Source organism: Dictyobacter aurantiacus, from assembly GCF_003967515.1.
Taxonomy (GTDB): Bacteria; Chloroflexota; Ktedonobacteria; order Ktedonobacterales; family Ktedonobacteraceae; genus Dictyobacter; species Dictyobacter aurantiacus.
Genome location: NZ_BIFQ01000002.1, coordinates 2,583,847 through 2,604,940 on the forward strand (window position 1 = coordinate 2,583,847; position 21,094 = coordinate 2,604,940).

At 54.7% G+C, this 21,094-nt stretch carries 18 protein-coding genes; 9 read left to right on the plus strand and 9 right to left on the minus strand.

Translation table 11 applies throughout. The annotated features are described in order from the left end of the window. Positions 1-115 precede the first annotated feature (115 nt). Positions 116-697, minus strand: coding sequence for a glycerol-3-phosphate responsive antiterminator (locus tag KTT_RS35250; RefSeq protein ID WP_126602916.1), 582 nt, complete (start codon positions 695-697; stop codon positions 116-118). 636 nt (positions 698-1,333) lie between these two features. Between KTT_RS35250 and KTT_RS35255 the strand changes: the two genes are divergently transcribed. From KTT_RS35255 to KTT_RS35270, 4 genes are all read left to right on the plus strand, one after another. After that, positions 1,334-1,936 carry a glycerol-3-phosphate responsive antiterminator gene (locus KTT_RS35255; RefSeq protein WP_126602918.1) on the plus strand — a complete coding sequence of 201 codons (603 nt, stop codon included), beginning with the start codon at positions 1,334-1,336 and terminating at the stop codon, positions 1,934-1,936. 184 nt (positions 1,937-2,120) lie between these two features. Beyond that, the gene (gene glpK, locus KTT_RS35260; protein ID WP_126602920.1) at positions 2,121-3,629 is read left to right on the plus strand and encodes a glycerol kinase GlpK; all 1,509 of its coding nucleotides are present in this window, start codon (positions 2,121-2,123) and stop codon (positions 3,627-3,629) included. Positions 3,630-3,885: 256 nt separating this feature from the next. Continuing rightward, positions 3,886-4,758, plus strand: a complete 873-nt coding sequence (locus KTT_RS35265) for an MIP/aquaporin family protein (RefSeq protein ID WP_126602922.1) — start codon at positions 3,886-3,888, stop codon at positions 4,756-4,758. Positions 4,759-4,868: 110 nt separating this feature from the next. Then, positions 4,869-6,551 carry a glycerol-3-phosphate dehydrogenase/oxidase gene (locus tag KTT_RS35270; protein WP_126602924.1) on the plus strand — a complete coding sequence of 561 codons (1,683 nt, stop codon included), beginning with the start codon at positions 4,869-4,871 and terminating at the stop codon, positions 6,549-6,551. Positions 6,552-6,840: 289 nt separating this feature from the next. On the opposite strand, the gene KTT_RS35275 is transcribed toward KTT_RS35270, so the two are convergent. Next, the gene (locus tag KTT_RS35275) at positions 6,841-7,341 is read right to left on the minus strand and encodes a DUF1684 domain-containing protein (protein ID WP_160146377.1); all 501 of its coding nucleotides are present in this window, start codon (positions 7,339-7,341) and stop codon (positions 6,841-6,843) included. A 552-nt stretch (positions 7,342-7,893) separates the two neighbouring features. Between KTT_RS35275 and KTT_RS35280 the strand changes: the two genes are divergently transcribed. Continuing rightward, positions 7,894-8,466, plus strand: a complete 573-nt coding sequence (locus KTT_RS35280) for a histidine phosphatase family protein (protein WP_126602929.1) — start codon at positions 7,894-7,896, stop codon at positions 8,464-8,466. 438 nt (positions 8,467-8,904) lie between these two features. Here the strand turns inward: KTT_RS35280 and KTT_RS35285 are convergent, their stop codons facing one another. Beyond that, positions 8,905-9,633 carry an SDR family NAD(P)-dependent oxidoreductase gene (locus KTT_RS35285; RefSeq protein ID WP_160146378.1) on the minus strand — a complete coding sequence of 243 codons (729 nt, stop codon included), beginning with the start codon at positions 9,631-9,633 and terminating at the stop codon, positions 8,905-8,907. Between the two features lie 496 nt (positions 9,634-10,129). On the opposite strand from KTT_RS35285, the gene KTT_RS35290 reads away from it, so the two are divergent. The 3 genes from KTT_RS35290 to KTT_RS35300 all read left to right on the plus strand — a co-directional run bounded on the left by KTT_RS35290 (position 10,130) and on the right by KTT_RS35300 (position 13,438). Then, positions 10,130-11,053, plus strand: a complete 924-nt coding sequence (locus tag KTT_RS35290; protein WP_126602934.1) for a zinc-binding dehydrogenase — start codon at positions 10,130-10,132, stop codon at positions 11,051-11,053. A gap of 40 nt (positions 11,054-11,093) precedes the next feature. After that, entirely contained in the window at positions 11,094-12,758 is a 1,665-nt protein-coding gene (locus KTT_RS37320; protein ID WP_235845959.1) for a helix-turn-helix transcriptional regulator, read from the plus strand. A 257-nt stretch (positions 12,759-13,015) separates the two neighbouring features. Next, positions 13,016-13,438 carry a winged helix-turn-helix transcriptional regulator gene (locus KTT_RS35300; RefSeq protein ID WP_126602938.1) on the plus strand — a complete coding sequence of 141 codons (423 nt, stop codon included), beginning with the start codon at positions 13,016-13,018 and terminating at the stop codon, positions 13,436-13,438. Between the two features lie 225 nt (positions 13,439-13,663). Here the strand turns inward: KTT_RS35300 and KTT_RS35305 are convergent, their stop codons facing one another. Next, positions 13,664-15,133 carry an FAD-binding oxidoreductase gene (locus tag KTT_RS35305; protein ID WP_126602940.1) on the minus strand — a complete coding sequence of 490 codons (1,470 nt, stop codon included), beginning with the start codon at positions 15,131-15,133 and terminating at the stop codon, positions 13,664-13,666. A 262-nt stretch (positions 15,134-15,395) separates the two neighbouring features. On the opposite strand from KTT_RS35305, the gene KTT_RS35310 reads away from it, so the two are divergent. Further along, entirely contained in the window at positions 15,396-15,950 is a 555-nt protein-coding gene (locus KTT_RS35310) for a DUF488 domain-containing protein (RefSeq protein WP_126602942.1), read from the plus strand. 69 nt (positions 15,951-16,019) lie between these two features. Here the strand turns inward: KTT_RS35310 and KTT_RS35315 are convergent, their stop codons facing one another. From KTT_RS35315 to KTT_RS35335, 5 genes are all read right to left on the minus strand, one after another. Then, positions 16,020-17,393, minus strand: coding sequence for an MFS transporter (locus tag KTT_RS35315; protein ID WP_126602944.1), 1,374 nt, complete (start codon positions 17,391-17,393; stop codon positions 16,020-16,022). A gap of 13 nt (positions 17,394-17,406) precedes the next feature. Then, positions 17,407-17,739, minus strand: a complete 333-nt coding sequence (locus KTT_RS35320; RefSeq protein WP_126602947.1) for a rhodanese-like domain-containing protein — start codon at positions 17,737-17,739, stop codon at positions 17,407-17,409. 71 nt (positions 17,740-17,810) lie between these two features. Continuing rightward, positions 17,811-18,578: a sulfite exporter TauE/SafE family protein gene (locus tag KTT_RS35325; protein ID WP_126602949.1), complete on the minus strand. Its 768-nt coding sequence runs from the start codon at positions 18,576-18,578 to the stop codon at positions 17,811-17,813. A 99-nt stretch (positions 18,579-18,677) separates the two neighbouring features. Then, positions 18,678-20,114 carry an MBL fold metallo-hydrolase gene (locus tag KTT_RS35330; protein ID WP_126602951.1) on the minus strand — a complete coding sequence of 479 codons (1,437 nt, stop codon included), beginning with the start codon at positions 20,112-20,114 and terminating at the stop codon, positions 18,678-18,680. Between the two features lie 30 nt (positions 20,115-20,144). Next, on the minus strand, positions 20,145-20,735 hold the full coding sequence (locus tag KTT_RS35335) for a rhodanese-like domain-containing protein (protein ID WP_126602953.1): 591 nt from the start codon (positions 20,733-20,735) through the stop codon (positions 20,145-20,147). Positions 20,736-21,094: the final 359 nt, after the last annotated feature.

The following is a 21,094-nucleotide window of genomic DNA, read 5'->3' on the forward strand; positions in this document are numbered from 1 at the left end:
GGCTCAGCACTACCGAAAGATGGACCACGTGCATTGAAAACCGAGCAGCGTTCGCGCATGAGGTTGTTGTGATGAAGGCATTCATGTCTAAGGTTCATTAGAACGTGAATACTGCTCAAGGCGCGCGCCCGGCGAACCACAACTCGCTGTTGCTGCTGCTGCAGATGATGGCCCCGGCAGCCTGGCTCCGTTCGACATCGGCGCGCGTGCGAATAAAGCCACCGGCGATAAAGGGACCCGGCAGGAGCCGGCGCAATTGAGGGGCCAGGTCAGGAAAGATCACGCCGGGCAGAATCTCTACCAGATCGGGCTTCGCGCGCGCGATCGTCTTGCTCCCAGTCTCCAGCGCCGAGTGGTCCAGCAGCAGCAGACGCTGAATCGTCGTCAACCCTTCAGCGTGGCCCGCCGCGACCAGGTGGGAGCGGCTGGTAATAATCGCGTCGACCCCCTGCTGGCGCAGGTACTGAATTCCGGCGCGGTCCTTCCCGATGCCACCAATGAGATCGACGTGTACCACGATCCCTTTTCCGCACTTGTGGACGCGGGAGACAAAATCTGCCAGCGAGAAAGCGTTGCCTTTCAACATGAAGATGAGTGAGACATCCGATGCCAGCGCCAGCTCTTGATCCTCAGGCGATTTTATGGCGGCCGCGACGGGATAGCGTTGGGCCAGGGCGAGAAAGTTTTGTTTAAGCATGTGATTTTGTCACCTATAAAGCAGTGCGTAATATCTTAGCTGTAGTATTGTACAATCTTTGACCGCTAACTGGAAAGTAGCCGAAGCAATGTTTTGCGGCCGATATACAAAGATTGTACAAAGGGATGACCAGGAGCGCCTGGCAGGAGGAGTACTGGTAGCCGCTAACTGGAAAGAGTAGCCGGAGCAATGTTTTGCAACCGATATACAAAGATTGTACAAAGAGATCTCCAATAACCCTTGACAGGAGTACTAAAAATGGTTATATATATGAGTATAGATGACATAAACAAAAATATTTGTAGTGGTACATTTGATTCTTCATTTGTAACACAAAAGAGCTAGAATCTCAAACATAGTTGTTCTCGGCATACGTTGGCCTCAAAGTGCCGATGCAGGGGAACGCTGTGAAGGTCCATCCACAGCAGGCTCTATCGCTCTGCTGCCTGGGCGAGATGCGTTGTCTATAATGTGCGCTTTTACGTAAGCATAAGGACACTGATATGAAAAGTCCTGAGCTACTCCAACGGGAGGCTTAGGGCTTTTTTTGTTGTCTATTTTTTATTGACGGGCTTGGTATAGCAATGCATAGCGACGTGCACTGTAGAGCGCTAGCAACACAATAGGAGTGAATGCATGACTGTACAACCTCGTAGATCGATGATCAAGCTATTGACGCGGTCCAGGATCATCCCGCAGGTAGAGAGCCGCGTGCAATTACAGCATGTACTGAGGACGTCAGCTTGTAAAGTCATCATACTCAGGCACTGCAACCTGCTTGAACTGGCGCCGCTGCTGGTGCAGGCGTACTCGCGCCAGTACGCGGTCTACGTAAACATTGACCATGTGGAAGGCCTGCATCCGGATGCGGCCGGGTTGCAGTACCTTGCCGACCAGCTGTCGGTCGCCGGGATTATCTCCGCGAATCCAAAGACGCTGGCCCTGGCGCGCTCATATGGCCTGGAGACCGTACTGCGTATCTTCGCGGCGGACTCGACCGGTCTGGAGAGCGCGCTGGAAATGATCGATGTCACGACTGTGGATCTGTTTGATGTCGCGCCCGCGCTGGCTATCCCATACATTGATCCACCTTTGACCAGCGTTTTGCCGCTGCCCTTTATCGGCTCGGGTCTTATCTCGACTGGTGACCAGGTGCAGGCGGTATTGAGCGCCGGAGCCAGCGGGGTAATGCTTACGCCGCACGATTTTGGCTCCGAGGCCCGTGCTGGTATCAATTAGCATAAAAATTTATATATATCGATTAATCTTTGCATTGGATGCCCACCAGATTGGTTGTTGCCCGCGCTGTTATGCGGGTATACCGATCGTGTTTATAGAGTTATTCAGGCGTAGCTGCCTGGAGTACGTTTTACGTTGTTGTTTAGCGGACGCACGAAGCGTTCATTAGAGAGGAACCTATTTTATGGCGAAGTATGTACTTGCCCTGGACCAGGGCACGACAAGCTCACGCGCGATCCTCTTCGATCATGCCGGTTCAATCATCAGCGTTGCCCAGCAAGAGTTTCCCCAGATCTATCCCGCACCCGGTTTAGTTGAGCACGATCCAGAAGCTATCTGGTCGAGCCAGCTCGCCGTCGCGCAGGAAGTGATCAAAAAAGCGGGCGCCTCCGTTGAGGATATCGCGTCGATTGGCATCACCAACCAGCGCGAGACCGCTCTCGTCTGGGAGAAGTCGACCGGTAAGCCGGTCTTCAACGCTATCGTCTGGCAGAGCCGTCTGACGGCCCCTATCTGTGAAGAATTGATCGCCAAGGGCTTCGACAAAGAGATTCGCGAGCGCACCGGTCTGGTAACGGACGCGTATTTCTCGGGTACGAAGGTCAAATGGATTCTTGACAACGTGGAGGGGGCGCGCGAGAAGGCCGACCGTGGCGAACTGCTCTTCGGTACGGTCGACACCTTCCTGATCTGGCGCCTCACCGGTGGGCGTGTGCACGTCACGGACTATTCCAACGCCTCGCGCACCCTGCTCTTCAACATCTACACCGCCCAGTGGGACGATGTGCTGCTCAACGAACTCGGCGTGCCGCGTTCTATGCTGCCCACCGTTATGCCTTCGAGCTCGGTCTATGGCGAGACTGAGCCAGAACTCTTCGGCGGCCCGATCAAAATCGCCGGCATCGCCGGTGACCAGCAGGCCGCGACGTTTGGCCAGGCCTGTTACGAGATCGGTATGGCGAAGAACACCTATGGTACCGGCAGCTTCATGCTGTTGAATACCGGGACGAAGAGCGTACCCTCGAAGAATGGTCTGTTGACAACCATCGGTTGGGGCTTGAACGATCCTAAGCATCCAGATCTGACCTATGCTCTGGAGGGGAGCATCTTTGTGACCGGCGCGGCGGTACAGTGGCTGCGCGATGGTCTGCGGGCGATCAAGAACAGCGTCGATGTCGAGGCCCTGGCCGCTACAGAGTCCGACAACGGTGGTGTCTTCTTCGTGCCGGCCTTCGTTGGCCTGGGCGCTCCTTACTGGGATCCCTACGCGCGCGCCGCGATCGTCGGACTCACTCGCGGCTCCACCGTGGGCCATGTGGCGCGTGCCACGCTTGAGTCGATGTGCTATCAGACGCGCGACGTCCTGGAAGCAATGGTTGCTGATAGCGGATCGGCGCTCAAAGCGCTGCGCGTCGATGGCGGCGCGGTAGGCAACAACCTGTTGATGCAATTCCAGGCCGATATCCTGGGTGTGCCTGTGCAGCGACCGAAGGTAGCTGAGACCACCGCTCTCGGCGCGGCCTACCTGGCCGGTCTGGCCGTCGGCTACTGGGGCAGCATACAAGAGGTCTCCGAACACTGGGCCCTTGACCGCACCTTTGAGCCGCAGATGAGCGCCGACCAGCGTGATGAACTGTACGCACACTGGAAGCGCGCCGTCGAGCGCTCCCTGCGCTGGGAAGAGCCTAAGTAGGGCCAGCCAGGAAAATTGCCGGCATGTAGAACTGGTCCGCGCCCGCTCTACATGCGGCCCCACCCATTTTATTGGAGCGCACTTATAGTCTTAGATCTCGTGATCAGTTGATCACAGTTTTCTCGACAGCGTATGTTGTACGTCATCCCGGCCGCTTTCACGCCAACGCAAATGTGAGAAATGGCGGGGTGGAGTATGCATACAAGCACAGCGATGTGATTGTAGTTTATTTCAAGAATAACGGGAGAAATAACTCATGGCTAGTCGATCTGTAGAAGCCCCCAGCGCCCTTGCAGGTACCGCCGGTGAAGCGATAGCAGAATTCTTTGGTACCATGATCCTGCTGCTCTTTGGTGATGGCTGTGTTGCCACCTTCGCCCTCTTTACCAACCTGGGACCAAATGGTGCAGCCACGCCATTCGCGAATGAATGGATTGTGATTATCCTCGGGTGGGGCCTGGCGGTTATGCTCGGTATCTATGTCGCTGGCGCGATCAGCGGCGCGCACCTGAATCCGGCCGTAACCCTGGCTCTGGCAGCGCGGGGCAAGTTCGCCTGGAGCAAGGTAGGACCCTATATCCTCGGACAGCTCCTGGGCGCCTTTGTGGCCGCGGCTATTCTCTACTTCGTCTATCAAGGCGCGATTGTCCACGCGATGGGGACGCAGAATATTGCCGACGCAGTCGGTGGTGTCTTCTATACCAGCGCGAAGCCCTTCGTCGGCACCTTTGGAGCGTTCTGCGATGAGTTCATCGGCTCGGCCCTCCTCGTTGGCCTTATCTTTGCAATCACCGATGCGCGCAACCAGCCAGTGCAGGCGAACTTGAATCCGCTGATCATCGGCTTTTTGATCGTCGCGATCGGTGCTTCGTTTGGTCTGAATACCGGATATGCCATCAATCCTGTGCGTGACTTTGGCCCACGCCTGTGGATCACCCTGGTTGGTGGCGGCACACACAGCCTGAATAGCTACACCTGGATTCCGATCGTTGCCCCGATCATCGGCGGCATTGTGGGTGGCTTCATTTACGACTTCACCATCGGTAAAGTCATCGAGGCCAGGCACCTGACGAAGTCTGGCGATACCGAGACAAAGGGTGAAGCTGTCCGCGAGCCGGCAGCAGGGTAGTTCGTTTAGAGCATTCAAACATCTACCAGGAAAGGACGAAAATACGAGATGGTGCTGGTGAGGAGTGATACGGGCTTACTGGTAACTATTTCGTATTTTCGTGAGAACCAATGCAATTACTTTCATCAACGACACGTTCACGTAATCTATCACACCTGGCGAGCGAACATTTTGATGTGCTGGTCATTGGTGGTGGTGTGACGGGCGCGGGTGTGGCCCTGGATGCCGCGGCGCGTGGTTATAGTGTGGCGCTGGTCGAGAAGAATGATTTCGCCAGCGGCACGAGTAGTAAATCGACCAAGCTAGTCCACGGCGGCATCCGCTATCTGCCGAACTTCGACTTCGCGCTGGTGCATGAGGCGCTGGTCGAGCGTGGGCTACTGCTACAGAACGCTCCATATCTGGTGACTCCCGTGGAGTTTGTGCTGCCCATCTATAAGGGAGATCGTCATCCTGTCGGTATGCCCTTCACCACGCCCGGTGGCGTAGGACTGAGTCTGCTGCTGGATATTGGTCTATGGATGTATGACTTGATGTCGGGTGGTCGGGGTGTCAAGTTCCATCGCCATCTCAGCCGCGAGAAGGTGCTTAACCTCGCCCCGGCGCTGGTGCAGACCAATTTGAAAGAGGGTTTCACGTACTACGATGCGCAGACGAACGATGCTCGCCTGACGATGGCGCTCATTCGTACGGCGTCCCGCTATGGCGCAACGATCACGAATTATAGCGAAGTAACCTCCTTTGTCAAGGAAAATGGCAAGGTGACCGGCGCGATCGTCCGCGACCGCTTCAGCGAAGAGGAATATACGGTACGCGCGCGGCACATTGTCAACGCGGCCGGCGTCTTCTCCGGCCTGGTAGAGGACCTGACCGGCATGGATTCGCAGGTGAGCATTGAGCCAAGCAAAGGCGTGCACCTGGTGTTGAGGCGTGAGGATTTGCAACTGGGCGAGACGGCGATTGTGCTGCCTGAGACGGAAGATAAGCGCATCCTCTTCGTGGTACCCTGGGGCTCACGCGCCGTTTTCGGTACGACCGATACCGGGCGCGGCGACCTCGATCACCCGACTGTGACACAGGATGACATCAGCTACCTTTTGAAATATCTCAACATGTATATGAATGTCAACTTGAGCGAGCAGGATATCATCAGTACCTACGCGGGCTATCGTCCTCTGGTGAAGCCGCGTAACAAGAACGCCTCGACCGCGAAGTTATCCCGTTCGCATGTGGTGCTGGAGAGCACGTCCGGCCTGGTCACCATCACAGGGGGAAAGCTTACGACCTATCGTAGAATGGCGCAGGATACCGTTGATGTATTGAGTCGTCGTGATGGCATGAAGCCATTACATCCTACCGAAGCGCTGCCATTGCAGGGGAGCGCGGGTTGGTCAAGTGTCCGGCACAGCATAGAGAAGCGGGGCCAGGCTCTCGGTCTGAGCAAACACATTATCGATCACCTGGGTGCGAGCTATGGCACGGTTGCCCAGGAGGTGCTGGAGATTATCGAGCAGGATGCCACGCTGGCTGCTCCGCTGATCGATGATCTGCCCTACATCAAAGCCGAGGTCGTTTATGCCTGTCGTTACGAGATGGCCATGACGCCAGGTGATGTGCTGGCTCATCGCACATCGATTGAATTGGAGGATAAGCAGCGCGGCCTGGGTGTGATCAACGAGGTCGCCGCTTTGATGTCCAAAGAGTTGGGCTGGTCGGAGAATCAACAAGAGCCGCTGAGCGCAGCCTACCGCGACGCTATCGAGTTTCAACTGGCGGCCGAGAAGAAGAGGTAGCAAAATCCAGCTTTACCTCTATCTTTGAGGCTTGTTGCTGATATCGGGCGTGCCTGGCTTCGCGCAGCAACGCACCGATCTTCGCCGTTGCTGTGATCTCGGGCATCATCGTCGTCATCGCTGACCTGGCTAGCAGCCGTCAGCCGGTGATTAAGCAGTCCACGGAGAAGCGGGCAACCTGGTGAGATAGCTTACTATACACTGCTCTAGAGGGACGGTAAAACAACGACCGTGTTGTTTTACCGTCCCTCTAGAGCAGTGTATAGCGAATAGGCAACCATAACTTTTCTTACTTATAGTTTTTCTCGCCTGCTGGAATAGGTACATCAATGCGGTTCTCGGCCGGGGCCAGAGGACAGACCCAGCGATCATTATAAGAACAGGAAGGATTATACGCATAATTGAAATCGAGCATGATCTGTTTTTCATCCTGGGCATTTATGAAAGGAACGGGATCACTGCCCTTAATCGTATCGAAGAGGTAGCGCCCGGCGCCATACGTTTCCGATGTATATGTCGCATCACGAAAAGGGAGAAACAAACCACCACCATAGATGTTGAGCCAGTATACAGATAACTCCACAGGTATCTCTCCAACCGTAAAGCGAACCAACCCGATGGTGGTCATTGTCATCGATTCACGAGCATCCATCGCGATGTGTTGCTGCTTCGGCTCAACATGAGTATCAATAGTCACCGCAAAGCACATGGCAGGATTATAGGGGAAGTAGCGCAGGCCATGGAAATGACGACGCTGTTCCTCGTCAAGAGCCGATTGGGAATGTGTCAAGAAAAGGTGATCCTTGCTCTCCCGAAAACGTCGTAGAACGACAGCAGCATCTTCTCCGGCGCATAATGCCCTGTTACGCTCACGATAAGAGGCAGCCACTTGAGATCGGTAATCATACAATGCCAGGTAGTTAGACATTAAAATCTCCTCAACGAAAAACGTTTCACGATAGGTGACATTGCATTATATCAGAAAGTGGGAACAGCGCCTGATTGTTTTTCCGTGGTCTTGTTCATCAGTCGTACGTTTCGAGAGAAACGTAAGGAGAAGCCAGACACGTTGTGCATTTCAAAGGACCTTTCTTCCTCATACAAACCTCTTGATGGTGGGTCCTTGATGCCACAGCCAAACCGCGCCAGGTGAGCATAGGCGACTAGTTTGAGGTTCAAGACATGCAAGATGCGATCGATGGATGGTATGATATCATGAGGCAAACACGCCAGGTGGGAAGCGCACATCGCTCCTCACCCTGTTCGGATCATACTTTGTTTCCTTCCTGCTGAAACGTGAACCAGCGGGATTCCAGAAGCAAGCACACCTACAGGAGATGAGATGCTAATCCTTTTCTATTCGTTTCATACGAGCAGCGTTGATAACGAAGCTGGACGTGCCTCTGGTCATGCAGATGTTCCGCTTTCTGCCCTTGGTCGCCAGCAAGCACGTGAACTAGGACAGCGGTATGCCGCCCAGCCCTTTGATGCGGTGTTCAGTTCCGATCTCCAACGTGCCGTGCTGACTGCCGAGCTTGCCTTTGCAGATCGCCTTTTGCCTCTGGTTCGGGATGCTCGCTTGCGCGAGTGCGATTATGGGAATCTGACCCAGGCTCCTTTTGTTCAAGTCGAGCGAGAGCGCAGGCAGCATCTGATGGAGCCATTTCCTCAGGGAGAGAGCGTGTTTATGGTGGTTCAGCGCGTGGGTGATTTCTTGCGGGATATTCTGCGGGACTATGACGGGAAAACGATTGCCGTGATTGGACACGGCGCGACCAGGTATGGACTGGAGTACTGGTGCCACACGGCCTCTCTAGAAGAAATTGTTTTCGCGCCTCATGAATGGCGAACAAGCAATATCTGGCGCTATGAAGTGCAGGAAGAAAATTTCACGCGGCGTTCGTTCGTTCCCTAATCACACAAGCCATCATCTTTAACTCCTCAGATTTTCTCGCCCTCACTACCTCATTGCGAATGTCATGTGACATCGCGACGGTGGCAGATTGCGCAGAACCCACTTCTCCTATTCTTCAGCCACCTCGTTTCGACGGGAAGGTGAGCTTGTATGATGGAAGATACAGCTGTTGAAAGTGATGGATAAGAGCGATGAGCCATGGATACAGCGGGCAAGTGGCGTGTGAATTTCCTGGCGGGCGAAAAGGTCGTAATCAAGAGGCGGTGGACGGGTAGATAATGTAGCATGCAATGACTCGCTTGCTGTATGGCGGGGAGAGTTGAACTCCTCCGCCAGCGTGTTTTGGATGTCGCCTCATGACAGAGCACGGTTTATGCGAAAGAACCGAAATCATGACACCATTATACTTGTCCACTGGTGCCCACGAAGCAAAAGTATTTACACGGAACGATCCATATATTGCTCGTGCGGCTCATTGCGTGCCGCCTCGAGGATCTTCTGGGCCACCGCTTCAGCACTATCGGGTTCTGGTCCGCCTTGCGGTGGGCGCGGCCCCTGCTGATTGGTCTTTGGAGTGGCTAAGCTATTTTTACCGAAGTTCGTTGCCGTTGCATTAGGAAACATCGTGGTGATGCGAATATTCTCTGAAGTTAACTCCTCTCGTGCCGTATCAGAGATCATATTGAGGGCAGCCTTTGTCGCAGCGTAGGCACCAATGGAGGGCAGGTGCATGTGTGAAACAATCGAACTGACATTGATGATTAAACCTCCGCCGTTTTGACGCATCTTTGGGATGATTGCCTGCATCGCCTCTACAGGGCCAAGCACATTGAGCTCAAAAATCTGGCGAAACTGATCGATATCGACATCAGCCACGTTGCCACGCACGGCTTGTCCTGCATTATTGATGAGGATATCAATGCGTCCATACTGCTCAAACACGCGGTCCATCAAAGCCTCAACCGCATCCTTGTTGCACATATCGGTGGGAACCGCGAGAGCCTCATGATGGTGTGTATGAAGCTCATTGACAATGGTTGTAAGGGTATCGGCAGAGCGTGCCGCAAGTGCGACTTTTGCTCCGGCCTCCGCAAAGAGATGTGCGGTAGCCAGGCCAATGCCTCCGGATGCCCCTGTAATGACTACGACTTTGTCCTGAATATCCATAAGAAAAAATCCCCTTTCTCTTGAAGAAAACGTATGTCCGAGCAGCTCTCTCAAGTATGGTATAATATTATCGGAGCAGCGTTCCGATAATATTATACGGAACATTGTTCCGATTTGTCAAGTGATTGTGTGAGATGAGAGTATGTTTTCTTTCAGGATTGGTGGAGCTCCTGCCATACTCGGCGGCAGGCTAGCTCAGCGGATGGTTAACGCATCCCGGCACTCAGCGCTTCCGCCATCAGAGTGCCATTCTCCAGGGTAAAGATGGCTAACGCAGTCTATTGATCGCTGATCAGTTTGAGGACTGTTCGCGCAGTGCCCGCCGAGACACAGATCTTTGGTCATGCCTGGTTCTTGATGGTTTCAATAAGGTAACTATTGCACTTTTTCGTGCCTTCTTACAAGCAGACATTTCTGTAGCTATACTATGGGCAAATACGGTGCCACACACGAGCACTTATGAAACAGACTAATCTTATCTGAAGGAGAGAATGTCATGCTTGCTTTTGTCAATACCCCTGGAAATGAGACCCCGCTGGAACTTCGCGAGGTCGCGGAACCACAGCCAACCGATCAAGAGGCGCTTGTCGAGGTTAAGGCTTTTTCGGTAAACCGAGGTGAACTGGCCCTGCTGGCCGCGCGTCCAGAAGGGTGGCGCCCGGGACAGGATATCGCGGGTATCGTAGTGAAGCGGGCTGCCGATGGAAGTGGCCCCGAGGTCGGAACCCGTGTGCTAGGACTCGCTGAGCAGGGGGGATGGGCGCAGCACGTAGCGCTGCCTACGGCCCGGCTGGCAGTTCTGCCGGAACAGGTGAGCTTCACCCAGGCCGCAGCCCTCCCCATGGCCGGTCATACGGCTCTGCGCATCTTGCGCCTCGGTGGTGCACTGCTGGGTAAGCGTGTCTTGATTACCGGGGCGGCGGGCGGCGTTGGCCGTTTCGCGGTGCAGCTGGCGGCCTTATCGGGAGCAGATGTTACCGGGGTGGTTGGCCATGCCGAGCGTGCAGAGGGGCTACGTGAGCTTGGAGCGAGCGCAGTAATCACGCAGATTGACCAGGCACAGGGTCTCTTTGATGTGATCCTGGAATCAGTAGGAGGCACGTCATTAGCCGCGGCGCTTCAGCGAATCGCTCCTCATGGGACACTGGTCGTCTTTGGCAACTCGTCAGGGGAGGACACGCCTTTTAGTCTCTTCAAGTTGTTCGGACACGAAGGTGCCCGCCTGCAAACGTTCTTCTCGTACGATCCAGGTGTAACCTCCACCCTGAGTGCTGACCTTACCACCCTGGTGACGCTTGTTGCCGCAGGAAAACTGACGGTCCCGCTGGGCAGAGAAACCATCTGGAATGACCTTGCTCCGGCGTTGACAGAGCTGCGAGATAGGCGCATCCAGGGCAAAGCCGTTTTCCTTGTCCGTTGAGTGAATGATTGAGACTGAGCCATCTTCTAAGGAGCGGGATATGTTCTCCATCGAGGAGCAAATTCTCGCTCCTGCTACTCGCGAGCTATCTGCTTTGGATGCATATCGTAGAAAGGGTTGTCGCGATACCTGTATGTCTACCTGTTGTGAGATCGCTGAAACCAAGTTTTCTGCTCCGGTCTCTGCTCATATGTTGCTCCCTCGACCGCGGCTATACGCTCTCCTCGACAAAGGGCTCAACGTTCCTCTCACACTGCTCTCGGCTCCAGCTGGCTCTGGTAAGACCAGCCTATTAGCTACCTGGATCGCGAGCTCCAGAATACGCTTTTCCCGAGCCTGGTTCTCACTGGATTCATTTGATAACGATCTGCATCGCTTCTGGCACGGCGTGCTTCTCGCGCTGCAACGGTGTGCACCCTCCCTGGTGGAGCCGCTGCTCGAGATGTGGCAACAACCACACGATGCAGATTTCGCTCTGCTGCATCTCCTCTCTTTGCTGATCAATCGTTTGCTGGAAGAGCCGGCAGCCCGCTATCTGCTGGTCCTTGATAACTACCAGTGCATCACACAACCAGCGATTCATCAGGGACTGACCTATCTGCTTGAGCATCTTGCACCCCAACTGTGTGTGATAGTGACGACACGAACAGATCCTCCATTGCCACTACATCGTTTCAGGGCCAAAGGTTCCCTCGTCGAAGTACGTGCGGATTCCCTGCTCTGCACATCTGCTGAAGCGTCCGACTTTCTACGGACACGGCTGTGCCTCGCGTTATCCAACCAGGAGGTGGCAGCGTTAATGGAGCGGACGGAAGGATGGTTTGTGGGGTTGCAGTTGCTGGCGTCCACGTTTCAGTCACAGGGACCCTCGACCAATCAGGGCGTTTCTGGCCTGGATCAGCAGCGCGAGGTGCTTGACTATCTGATCGCAGAGGTTGTGTGCCAGCAACCAGAACAAATTCAGCGCTTTTTACTGATCACCAGCCTGCTGGAGTCATTCTGCGTCCCTCTTTGTGACCGGTTGTGGGAAGAGGGCCACAGTGAGGCACTGCTCGCGGTGATACAGCAGAACCACCTGTTTCTCGTGGCTGTGAGTGGGAAACGTGGCTGGTATCGCTATCATCACTTGTTTGCCGCGGCATTGCGTCATCGCCTTCATCAATCGCTGCCACAGGAGACGATCGATGCCTTGTACCACAAGGCGAGTGCCTGGTATGCCGAACAAGGACTGAGTTATGAGGCGATGCAGTATGCGGTCCTGGGCCGTGATTGGCCCCAGGCAAGGCAAGTGCTGGAGCATAAATTCTATCCTCTGCACCATCACACAGAAGCGGAGTCTGGGCCAGGAAAGATGGGACAGGAGAGACAGAACAGTTCGGTCTCGCTCCTGCAGTGCCAGCGAACCCCTCATGATACCAGGCCCGTTGCCAAGCGCTTGCGCTCTACCTGTGTGTTGCGTGAGCCGAACAAGCGAAAAGAGCCGATCTACAGCGAGCCATTGAGTGCGCGCGAACAGGAAGTGCTGCTATTATTGGGGCAGGGGGCATCCAATCAAGAGATCGCACAGCAGTTAACGATTGCCCTCAACACGACGAAGCGACACGTACAGGCCATCCTGGCAAAGCTGGGTGTGCATAACCGCACGCAGGCAGTGATGCGCGCGCAACACCTCAACCTTCTGAAGACCAGAGAGAACGATACATAGAGTATATAGTGCGGCAATGTTGCACGTCATTGCTGCCCTGAGCAATGGCGTGCAACATTGCCGCCGTGGCCGGTGTCTGCGATCTCTTTCATGAATTCATATTTTAATGGGCCTGTGTGACAGAGCCAGGTAATTATATGCACCGTACAGGCTTCTAGCCACGCTTCCCTCATTTCTCATGCACGCGAATCGGTACGTACTATAACCAATGAACTTGTATCTTGTAATAAGGAGCAAAAAAGTGCTATAGTTACGTTATGGCAACTATGAAAAAGCAAGTATCGCCAACGATCTCTTTCTCAACTTGTAGCACGCGGGCCGTCCTCAAACTGATCGGTGATCAGTGGACGGCAATGGTTATTTATGCCCTGGAGGGTGGCACGAAGCGTTTTAGCGAGTTGAGTGCTCTGATCGATGGTGTCTCAAAGAAAATGCTGACGCAGACGCTGCGTGACCTGGAGCACAATGGGTTGGTCCAGCGCATTGTTTATCCAGTGGTTCCACCTCGTGTAGAATATTCCCTCACCCCGCTAGGCATGACGTTGACTGAGCCGATTGGAGCTTTACGTCAGTGGGCAGAAGAACATTTGAACGAAATGGAGCAGGCTCAGCGCGAGCATGATCAGGCTCAGCATCTCTTTATTCAGGAACAGGTCGCCTCAATCGTGCAACAGAGATAGGACAGGCTACGCTTCTCGCTCCCTTCTTCAGTTGAACGGAACCATTGGCGCATCCTGTAGTTAATCACGGTTTCCGCATGATCGCCAACGCGCAGGTGATGCGGGCATCCGAGCGCGATTTGCTGACTACTCTGCGGCGCGCGTTCGATTTGTTGCTGTTTCCTGACTTCTCCCTCTCTTCAGGAGAATCTCCCTCCTGTTGGTAGAATTTCTGGCAGATGAATTCTATTGCTCAGGATGTGGGAGGATATTCTGATTGAAGCGGAAGAGATTGGTTGGATCATACTGGCGCTTGAGTGCAGCAAGTCGAGCATAGGTAGCTGGTGGATAGGCACGATGGACCTCTTGTTCACTCCTGTCCATCAAGTAGTTCACATACGCTCCATTGGCATAGGGAGAGAGCGCCTGCATGAACTGCTGTTTACGGGCTTCGAGACTGGCAGCATCGTGAGAGGTCGGGCCAAAAAGGGTAACCATCACCATGCCCGGTTTGTCACGGTGTGCAAAGGCTGTAGCATCATTCTTTATCCGGCTCATAGCTCCTCCCAGCACACGAAATTGGATCAGTGTCTCGGCAGACATGACGCCTTCGGCAGCATCTACGAGGGTATGTACCAGTTCCTGAGAGATATTCTCAACAAAGAAGGTGTCCGCATGATGCTGCATGCCGCGTACTTCTCCAATAGCGTTGAACGGAAATATTTCTGGATAGGGGATGGGTGCAATCAGATCGATTATAGGGGTTGCAAGCTCACGCAGTGGAGCCACCACCCGCTCTCCCTCGTTGATATCCCCAGCGTAGCACAGCATGATGAGAACAACTGGTTTCCCCTGCTTGTCGACAGGAATGAAAGGAGCGGGCGGCGCAAGGATGAGGAGGGCTTCCGTCGAGAGCTCATCTGGTGCTTCTGAAGCAATACGGACGTAGTTTTGCATGATGTGCTCGGCCTCAGTGGCATCAAAAAAGATGGCCCCTCCCAGAATAGTTCCACCGGGGTGCACGTCTACCTCGAAAGCGGTGACCACGCCAAAGTTCCCACCACCACCACGCAGTCCCCAGAATAATTCGGGATGTTCCTCAGCACTAGCACGCACAAGTTGCCCTTCAGCGGTGACAAGTTCTACCGCTCGCACATGATCGATGGCCAGACCATATTTGCGGACCATCCACCCGATACCCCCACCAAGCAGTAAACCACCCACCCCTACTGAGCCGGTATCACCCGCGGTGAGCGCCAGGCCGTACGGCTGCAGCGCATTGGCCACCTCGCTCCAGGTAAGCCCCGGTTCAAGGCGAGCTGTGCGCAGGATTGGATCAATCTGAATCTTCTTCATAGCGGACAGGTCAAGCACCAGACCAGCGTCATTGGTCTCAAAGCCTGCCAGACTATGTCCCCCACTGCGTACAGAGAGCGGCATGGCGTGCTCTCGAGCAAAGGTGATAACGGCCTGGACATCTTCCACATTGACGCAGTGTACGACCGCCGCCGGATGACCCTTAAAGCTTGCGTTCCAAAGGACGTGATCCGCAGCATAGGTTGGATCATCCGGCGTTACCAGTCTTCCCTGTACACATGAGGCCAGTGCTTCTAATTGCTGCCTATCATCAGATGACTCTTTCTGGAAGGTCATTGTTTGTGTAGGATCTTCCCTGTCAGGCGTGTTCCGGCTCACATTTGCATACGGTTGTGACATTCGTTCTTCCTTGTCTCTCTCTATCTTATTGGCAAATAAGAAATCATGGTCTCTTGCCAGAGACAAGGAAAATATATACCGAATGTTATCAAAAATCTTGACCTGTTAGGATCATTTCTCTACAGATGATGGAATGACCCTTTCGGGCCAATTCCGTGAGATCACGAACCGGTTTCCATCCGCACCAGCCAGGAGAAGAGGAGGCAAGGAGAGCTGAGGTTGGGAAGCAGAAAGCTTTTCTGGTATGTGCTATATTCTCTTTATGAAGCATTATACTATTGCCACCATTGGCCACTCAACCCATTCTCTAGAGGAGTTTATAGAACTGTTGAGGATGCATGCGATCCGGTTGCTGGTAGACGTGCGCACCATTCCCAGGTCGCATGCACATCCCCAGTTTGGTATTGATCAGCTTCCTGATGCCCTTCAAAGAGCCGGTATTGAGTATGTTCATCTGGCAGCGCTCGGCGGTCTGCGCCATCCGAGGAAGGATTCTTTGAACGCGGGCTGGCGCAATGCCTCTTTTCGTGGTTTTGCTGATTATATGGCGACCCCGGCCTTTTGGACGGGCCTGGACGAACTTGAGGAACGTGCTCGTCGGACGACGACTGTCATCATGTGCGCCGAAGCGGTGCCCTGGCGCTGCCACCGTTCTCTGATTGCCGACGCACTCACCATCGCTGGCTGGCGTGTTTCTCACATCATAAGCAAGCACAGCGTTAGAGAGCATACCTTGACCCCTTTTCTGCGGGTAAAAGACGGTCTGTTGATCTATCCCCCAGTGACGAGCGTCTCGCCCCCTGATGCCCTGGCCTGATTGCGTCTTCACCAGGCGGTGCAACAGCTGTTCTCTCTGCAGGGCCGGCCAGCCTGCTACACCGGGGGATCACTGCAAACAGTCTTTGGCGACCTCGTCCGTTTCCGTTTGGGGATGCTGCTTATGTGGAAAGGTTTCAGACATGACCATCTGGGCCAGGACGCCGGAAAGGAATGTCACTCCACCAATCACCCCGATCGCCCAGGTTACGCCCAACAGGTCTGTGAGTATCCCCGCTAGCAGCGCTCCGATGACATATCCGCTATCGCGCCAGAGACGGTAGGTGCCCACCGCCGAAGCTCTCCACTGTGGGTGAGCTACATCCGAGATGGCGGCCAGCAGTGTTGGATAGACCAGGGCGGTCCCCAGCCCAAGTAGCACCATTGTGACGCTCCACCACCCAAAGCCATGCACCAGCGGGAGTAGACCGATCGCTATCCCCTGGAGCATCATGCCTCCGACGATCATGCCTTTGCGTCCCAGGCGATCTGAGAGTGCGCCCGTCACCAACTGCGCTATGCCCCAGACACCAGGATAGATACCGGCAAGCAGGCCAATATGCGTGATATCCAATCCACCTGCCGCAAAGAACAGCGGGAAGAGTCCCCAGGCAAGGCCATCATTCACGTTGTTTACCAACCCTGCCTGGCTTACTCCGAAGAGGGTCCGGTTCTTCCAGGAGGTGAGCAGGAAGATGTCTTTGAAGGAGAGGTGTTCAGCGGGGCTATTGGCGGTTCGCTGCGCTTCCATATCTGTATGTTTTGTGGCCTGTGCCAGCAGCGTGGCTTCCTGCCGTGCATGGTCGTGTGACTCACGCACAAGCGTGAGTGAGAGCAGCAGTCCTGCCAGGGCGAACGCGATCCCTGGCAGGAAGGGCTGGGGTCGCAGTGTGTAGGTCGCGGCAAGATAGCCAGCAACAATGGCCGAGAGCGAAACCGCGCCATACCCTGCTGCTTCATTGAGCCCCATGGCCAGTCCCCGTCGTGCTGGCCCCACCAGGTCAATCTTCATAATGACGGTGGTGGACCAGCACAGGCCCTGATTGATGCCCAGCAGCAGGTTGGCAACAATAATCCACCCCCAGGACGGAGCGAAGATGATGAGCAACGGCACTGGTAGCCCGATGAGCCAGCCGCTTATCAGGACCCCCTTGCGCCCAATGCGATCACCCAGTCCACCCGCGAAAAGGTTCGCCAGCGCTTTGACGGTGCCAAAGCTCAGAATAAAGGAGAGCACCGCTGTTGTGGACGCCAGACCGAATGCGTGCTGACCCAGGAGTGGTACGATACTGCGTTCGAGCCCTACCATGCCGCCAACGAAGGCATTGACGATGACCAGCAGGGTGAATTGCCGCCAGTTGGCACGTAAGCCAGGTTGGATTACCGTTGATGAAGGTAACGATGGAGCATCAGAAGATGGCAGCGCAATGTTATCTTTCTTCATGCTAGCCGCATTCTCAGGATTTTGTGATGGGATAGCCGGATCGGCTCCAGTGCATCATCCCTCCTGACATGTTATGGACCTTGTACCCGGCCCTGTGGAGTATCTGTGATGCTGTCATACTGCGATTGCCGCTTCGACACACAACCACCAGTTCTTTGTTCGGGTCAAGCTGAGATAGTTGTTGTGGTAGCGAACCCAGTGGAATGTGAACCGCGCCAGGGATGTGCCCTTCCCGCCACTCGGATGGCTCGCGCACATCCAGGACGATAGCACCAGCCTTTTGTTTTTCTCTGGCCTGTTCAGGTTGAATGCCTGGAATATCGGATCGATCAAACAGATGAAACATAGCTCTCCCTTTCTTCAATCTGGAATATGTCTATGGCTGCTTTTCGCCTCTTCTTTACATTACTTTGCTGTTTAGATATAGTGCCATGCCAGCGGGATATTGATTGCCAGGACAATGGCAGACAGCGCCAGCACAAACACGGCGAATATCTGGCTCAGTCGTTGGGCAGGTAATTTTTTTGTGATACTGGTCCCGGCCAGCAATCCTACCAACCCGGCTGCTGAGAAAAGCCCGATTTCCAACCACGGCAGTGGACCACTATTCAGGTGTCCTAGCAGACCTGATGTACTGTTGATCGCGATCACCAGGAGTGAGGAACCGACGGCATCTGGCATACTCATGCCGAGAAAGAGGACCAGTGCGGGGACCAGTAAAAAACCACCTCCGACGCCGAGAAATCCGGTGAGGAAACCGACACCCGCGCCCCCGATCAGGACCATCCACCAGGATTGACGTTTCCCTTCCTGTAGCGGTTTCTTTGGGCGTAGCATCATCAGGGCAATAACCAGCATCAAGATACCAAAGAGGACGAGCAGCACAGGCCCTGGAAGGAACGACGAGATGCGCGCGCCGATATAGGAGGCGACCAGTCCATAGACCCCAAAGAGCAGCGATTCCTTGATCCGCACATGACCAGCGCGATAATGGAAGATCATGCCGAACAGGGCATTCAGGCCCACAATGACCAGCGATGCTGTGACCGCTGTGTGCGTTTTCATGTGAACGATGTACACCAGGATAGGAATGGTGAGGATAGAACCTCCACCTCCCAGGGCGCCGAGCGCCAGCCCGATTAACGCTCCGAGCAGGATGATCAAGATGAATGACAATGGATCCATAGTTCTTTTTTTCTTCTTCCTCTGCTGTGCTTTCCTGGGGAAGCATGGAGATCACCGGATCGCCAGTGACCTCGTGTTTCCCTTGTGGGGGCGCGCATGCTAATGCGTGCCCGTCAGGCGCTCTTTTTCTACAGGCAGCCCGGCTTTCTCCCAGGCCGCGAAGCCATCCTTCATGTTGATATGCTGCTTGAAGCCGTGTGCGGCCAGAATGCTGGCGGCGATCGCGGAGCGAGCTCCAGCCTGGCAGTGCACGACAACATCCTGGCCTGCCGGTATTTTCAGTAGCTGTTGCTCAAGGTACCCTACGGGGATATTGATGGCGCCATGGATATGTCCTTCACGATATTCGCTGGCACCACGTACATCAATGACCGGTAGTTCTCCTTGCCCGATACGCTGGCACAGCTCGGCGGCGCCCATGGCCTGCAGGTGTTCCAACGGCAGTCCCGCCTCCTTCCATTGCTGGATGATCTCGGTTGGCAGATAGCCTGCGAACTGGTCCAATCCGATCAACTGCAGGGCTTGCTGTGCTTCTTGTACCTCAGTTTGATCAGCAATCAGCACGAATGGATGTTCATAGGGGAGCAACCAACCAGCCCAGGTAAGGAATGAGCCATTGAGGGGGATATTGATGGTCCCAGGGATATATCCGTCAGCATACCTGTCAGCGGGACGTGTATCGATCACGCGTCGCTTATCGTCCAACTGGCGCTGGAGCTGTTCCAGGGTCTCCTGTGGTGGCAACGCTTGCGCACCCAGCATGGCCGGACCGACTTTATTGACGCGCTTCATCTGGGCAAAGTAGAAGGGAGGCTCTGGTTGTCCCTCCAGCACCGCCTGCACAAATGCCGCTTCATCCGTGGTGGTAAAGGCCCAGTTGAAGCGACGCTCATAGCCGATGGTGGTCTGTGGAATCGCGCCCAGGGCTCGGCCACAGGCGCTTCCGGCACCATGACCCGGCCAGATCTGCAAGTAATCAGGCAGTTCACGTGTCATCTGCAGTGAGTGGAACAGCTGACGCGCGCTCTGCTCCATCGTTCCCTGCACTCCGGCGGCACGCTCTAAGAGATCAGGACGACCTACATCCCCGACAAAGATGAAATCACCGGTGAAGAGCCCGATCGGTTCATTGGCGGCGGCGGTATCGGTAATCAAGAAAGACAGGTGTTCCGGCGTGTGGCCTGGTGTATGCAAGGCCTGAACCAGGATATTGCCGATGTGAAAGGCATCGTGATCTTTCAGCAAGATCGCTCCGGCCTCCGCCGCGTAGGTGTATTTCCACTCGGCGGGTCCCATGTCTGAGAGATAGAGCTGGGCTCCGGTTCGTTGTGCCAGTTCGCGTGAGCCCGAGACGAAATCGGCATGAATATGCGTCTCGGCCACGGCGGTGATGCGCAATCCTTTCGCCTGCGCGAATTCGATATATTGGTCCAGGGAACGATTGGGATCAATCACCAGGGCCTCACCGGTTGCCTGACAGCCAACGAGATAGCTGGCCTGGGCCAGTGGCTCATGGTAGAAGGTATGTAAGAGCATCGTTGTCTCCTTTCTTGCACAAACGTTGTGTTATTCAGCCGCGCTCAACTGTTGGACAACATCGCGTATGTCACATCTGACGATCCGGTTATAGGGAAGCTTGCTGAGCAGCATCGCCATGCCGCAGGTGTCGGTCAGGGCGGAATAGGTCAAGCCACCACCCACGAATGCGGCCAGCCAGGCCAGCGGCTTCCAGAGGAAGAGCGAGCCCAGCACACTGAGCAGGACCAGCGAACCAGCCACGCCGCGTACCTGGCGCTCCATGCTCCAGATCTGTTTGCCCTGGTTGACTGGCCGCCGGGCCTGTTGCCAGGCGCTGATGCCTCCTTGCAGCACATGAAATTGCTCCAGGCTGGTCGTATCAAAGACTCTGGCCGCCTGTTCGGCGCGTGCGCCACTGCGGCAGACGAGGACGACCGGTGCCTGAAGCGCGTTCGCCAGCTCCGTTTTATGTTCAGGAAGCCGGTCCAGGGGGACGTTATAGCTTCCGGGAATATGCATTGATTGGTATTCGGCAGGAGTACGTACATCGATGATTTTGATTTCTCGCCCTGCCTTCAACAGCTCTTCCAACTCGTGTACATCAATCGTGCGTCCGAAGCTCTTTTTTGCCAATGCCATATGTTCGTTCTCCAAATTTTCTCTTGTAGTGGTATGCGTGAAGAGAGCGCGACGCGATCTCTTGCCATAGTCATCATTGAACGTGCTCATCAATAAGATGGAGCTCTTGTTCTGTTCTCCTTTTTTTGATGCAGGCGACCAATGATTGGTTACATCGCTACGCCATGAATATAGAGGGGCACGTTCTTGCTCTATCTTTTCTGATGCAGCTTCCCAGCCAGTGGTTACATTTTCATTGTGGAGATTGAGAGCGTCCGATTGTTCTCCCTCATATTCCCTGCTACAACTTTGATGAATCAGCATTAAAGCAGGTGGCAAGGGGAGCGTTGAAAGGAGTCACATATTTGCCAGGGAGGGGA

What these genes read in the sequence shown, in the direction of transcription:
- KTT_RS35250 (WP_126602916.1), bottom strand. Translation starts at nt 697, where the DNA reads ATGCTTAAACAAAACTTTCTCGCCCTGGCCCAACGCTATCCCGTCGCG.
- KTT_RS35255 (WP_126602918.1), top strand. Translation starts at nt 1,334, where the DNA reads ATGACTGTACAACCTCGTAGATCGATGATCAAGCTATTGACGCGGTCC.
- glpK (WP_126602920.1), top strand. Translation starts at nt 2,121, where the DNA reads ATGGCGAAGTATGTACTTGCCCTGGACCAGGGCACGACAAGCTCACGC.
- KTT_RS35265 (WP_126602922.1), top strand. Translation starts at nt 3,886, where the DNA reads ATGGCTAGTCGATCTGTAGAAGCCCCCAGCGCCCTTGCAGGTACCGCC.
- KTT_RS35270 (WP_126602924.1), top strand. Translation starts at nt 4,869, where the DNA reads ATGCAATTACTTTCATCAACGACACGTTCACGTAATCTATCACACCTG.
- KTT_RS35280 (WP_126602929.1), top strand. Translation starts at nt 7,894, where the DNA reads ATGCTAATCCTTTTCTATTCGTTTCATACGAGCAGCGTTGATAACGAA.
- KTT_RS35285 (WP_160146378.1), bottom strand. Translation starts at nt 9,633, where the DNA reads ATGGATATTCAGGACAAAGTCGTAGTCATTACAGGGGCATCCGGAGGC.
- KTT_RS35290 (WP_126602934.1), top strand. Translation starts at nt 10,130, where the DNA reads ATGCTTGCTTTTGTCAATACCCCTGGAAATGAGACCCCGCTGGAACTT.
- KTT_RS37320 (WP_235845959.1), top strand. Translation starts at nt 11,094, where the DNA reads ATGTTCTCCATCGAGGAGCAAATTCTCGCTCCTGCTACTCGCGAGCTA.
- KTT_RS35300 (WP_126602938.1), top strand. Translation starts at nt 13,016, where the DNA reads ATGGCAACTATGAAAAAGCAAGTATCGCCAACGATCTCTTTCTCAACT.
- KTT_RS35305 (WP_126602940.1), bottom strand. Translation starts at nt 15,133, where the DNA reads ATGTCACAACCGTATGCAAATGTGAGCCGGAACACGCCTGACAGGGAA.
- KTT_RS35310 (WP_126602942.1), top strand. Translation starts at nt 15,396, where the DNA reads ATGAAGCATTATACTATTGCCACCATTGGCCACTCAACCCATTCTCTA.
- KTT_RS35315 (WP_126602944.1), bottom strand. Translation starts at nt 17,393, where the DNA reads ATGAAGAAAGATAACATTGCGCTGCCATCTTCTGATGCTCCATCGTTA.
- KTT_RS35320 (WP_126602947.1), bottom strand. Translation starts at nt 17,739, where the DNA reads ATGTTTCATCTGTTTGATCGATCCGATATTCCAGGCATTCAACCTGAA.
- KTT_RS35325 (WP_126602949.1), bottom strand. Translation starts at nt 18,578, where the DNA reads ATGGATCCATTGTCATTCATCTTGATCATCCTGCTCGGAGCGTTAATC.
- KTT_RS35330 (WP_126602951.1), bottom strand. Translation starts at nt 20,114, where the DNA reads ATGCTCTTACATACCTTCTACCATGAGCCACTGGCCCAGGCCAGCTAT.
- KTT_RS35335 (WP_126602953.1), bottom strand. Translation starts at nt 20,735, where the DNA reads ATGGCATTGGCAAAAAAGAGCTTCGGACGCACGATTGATGTACACGAG.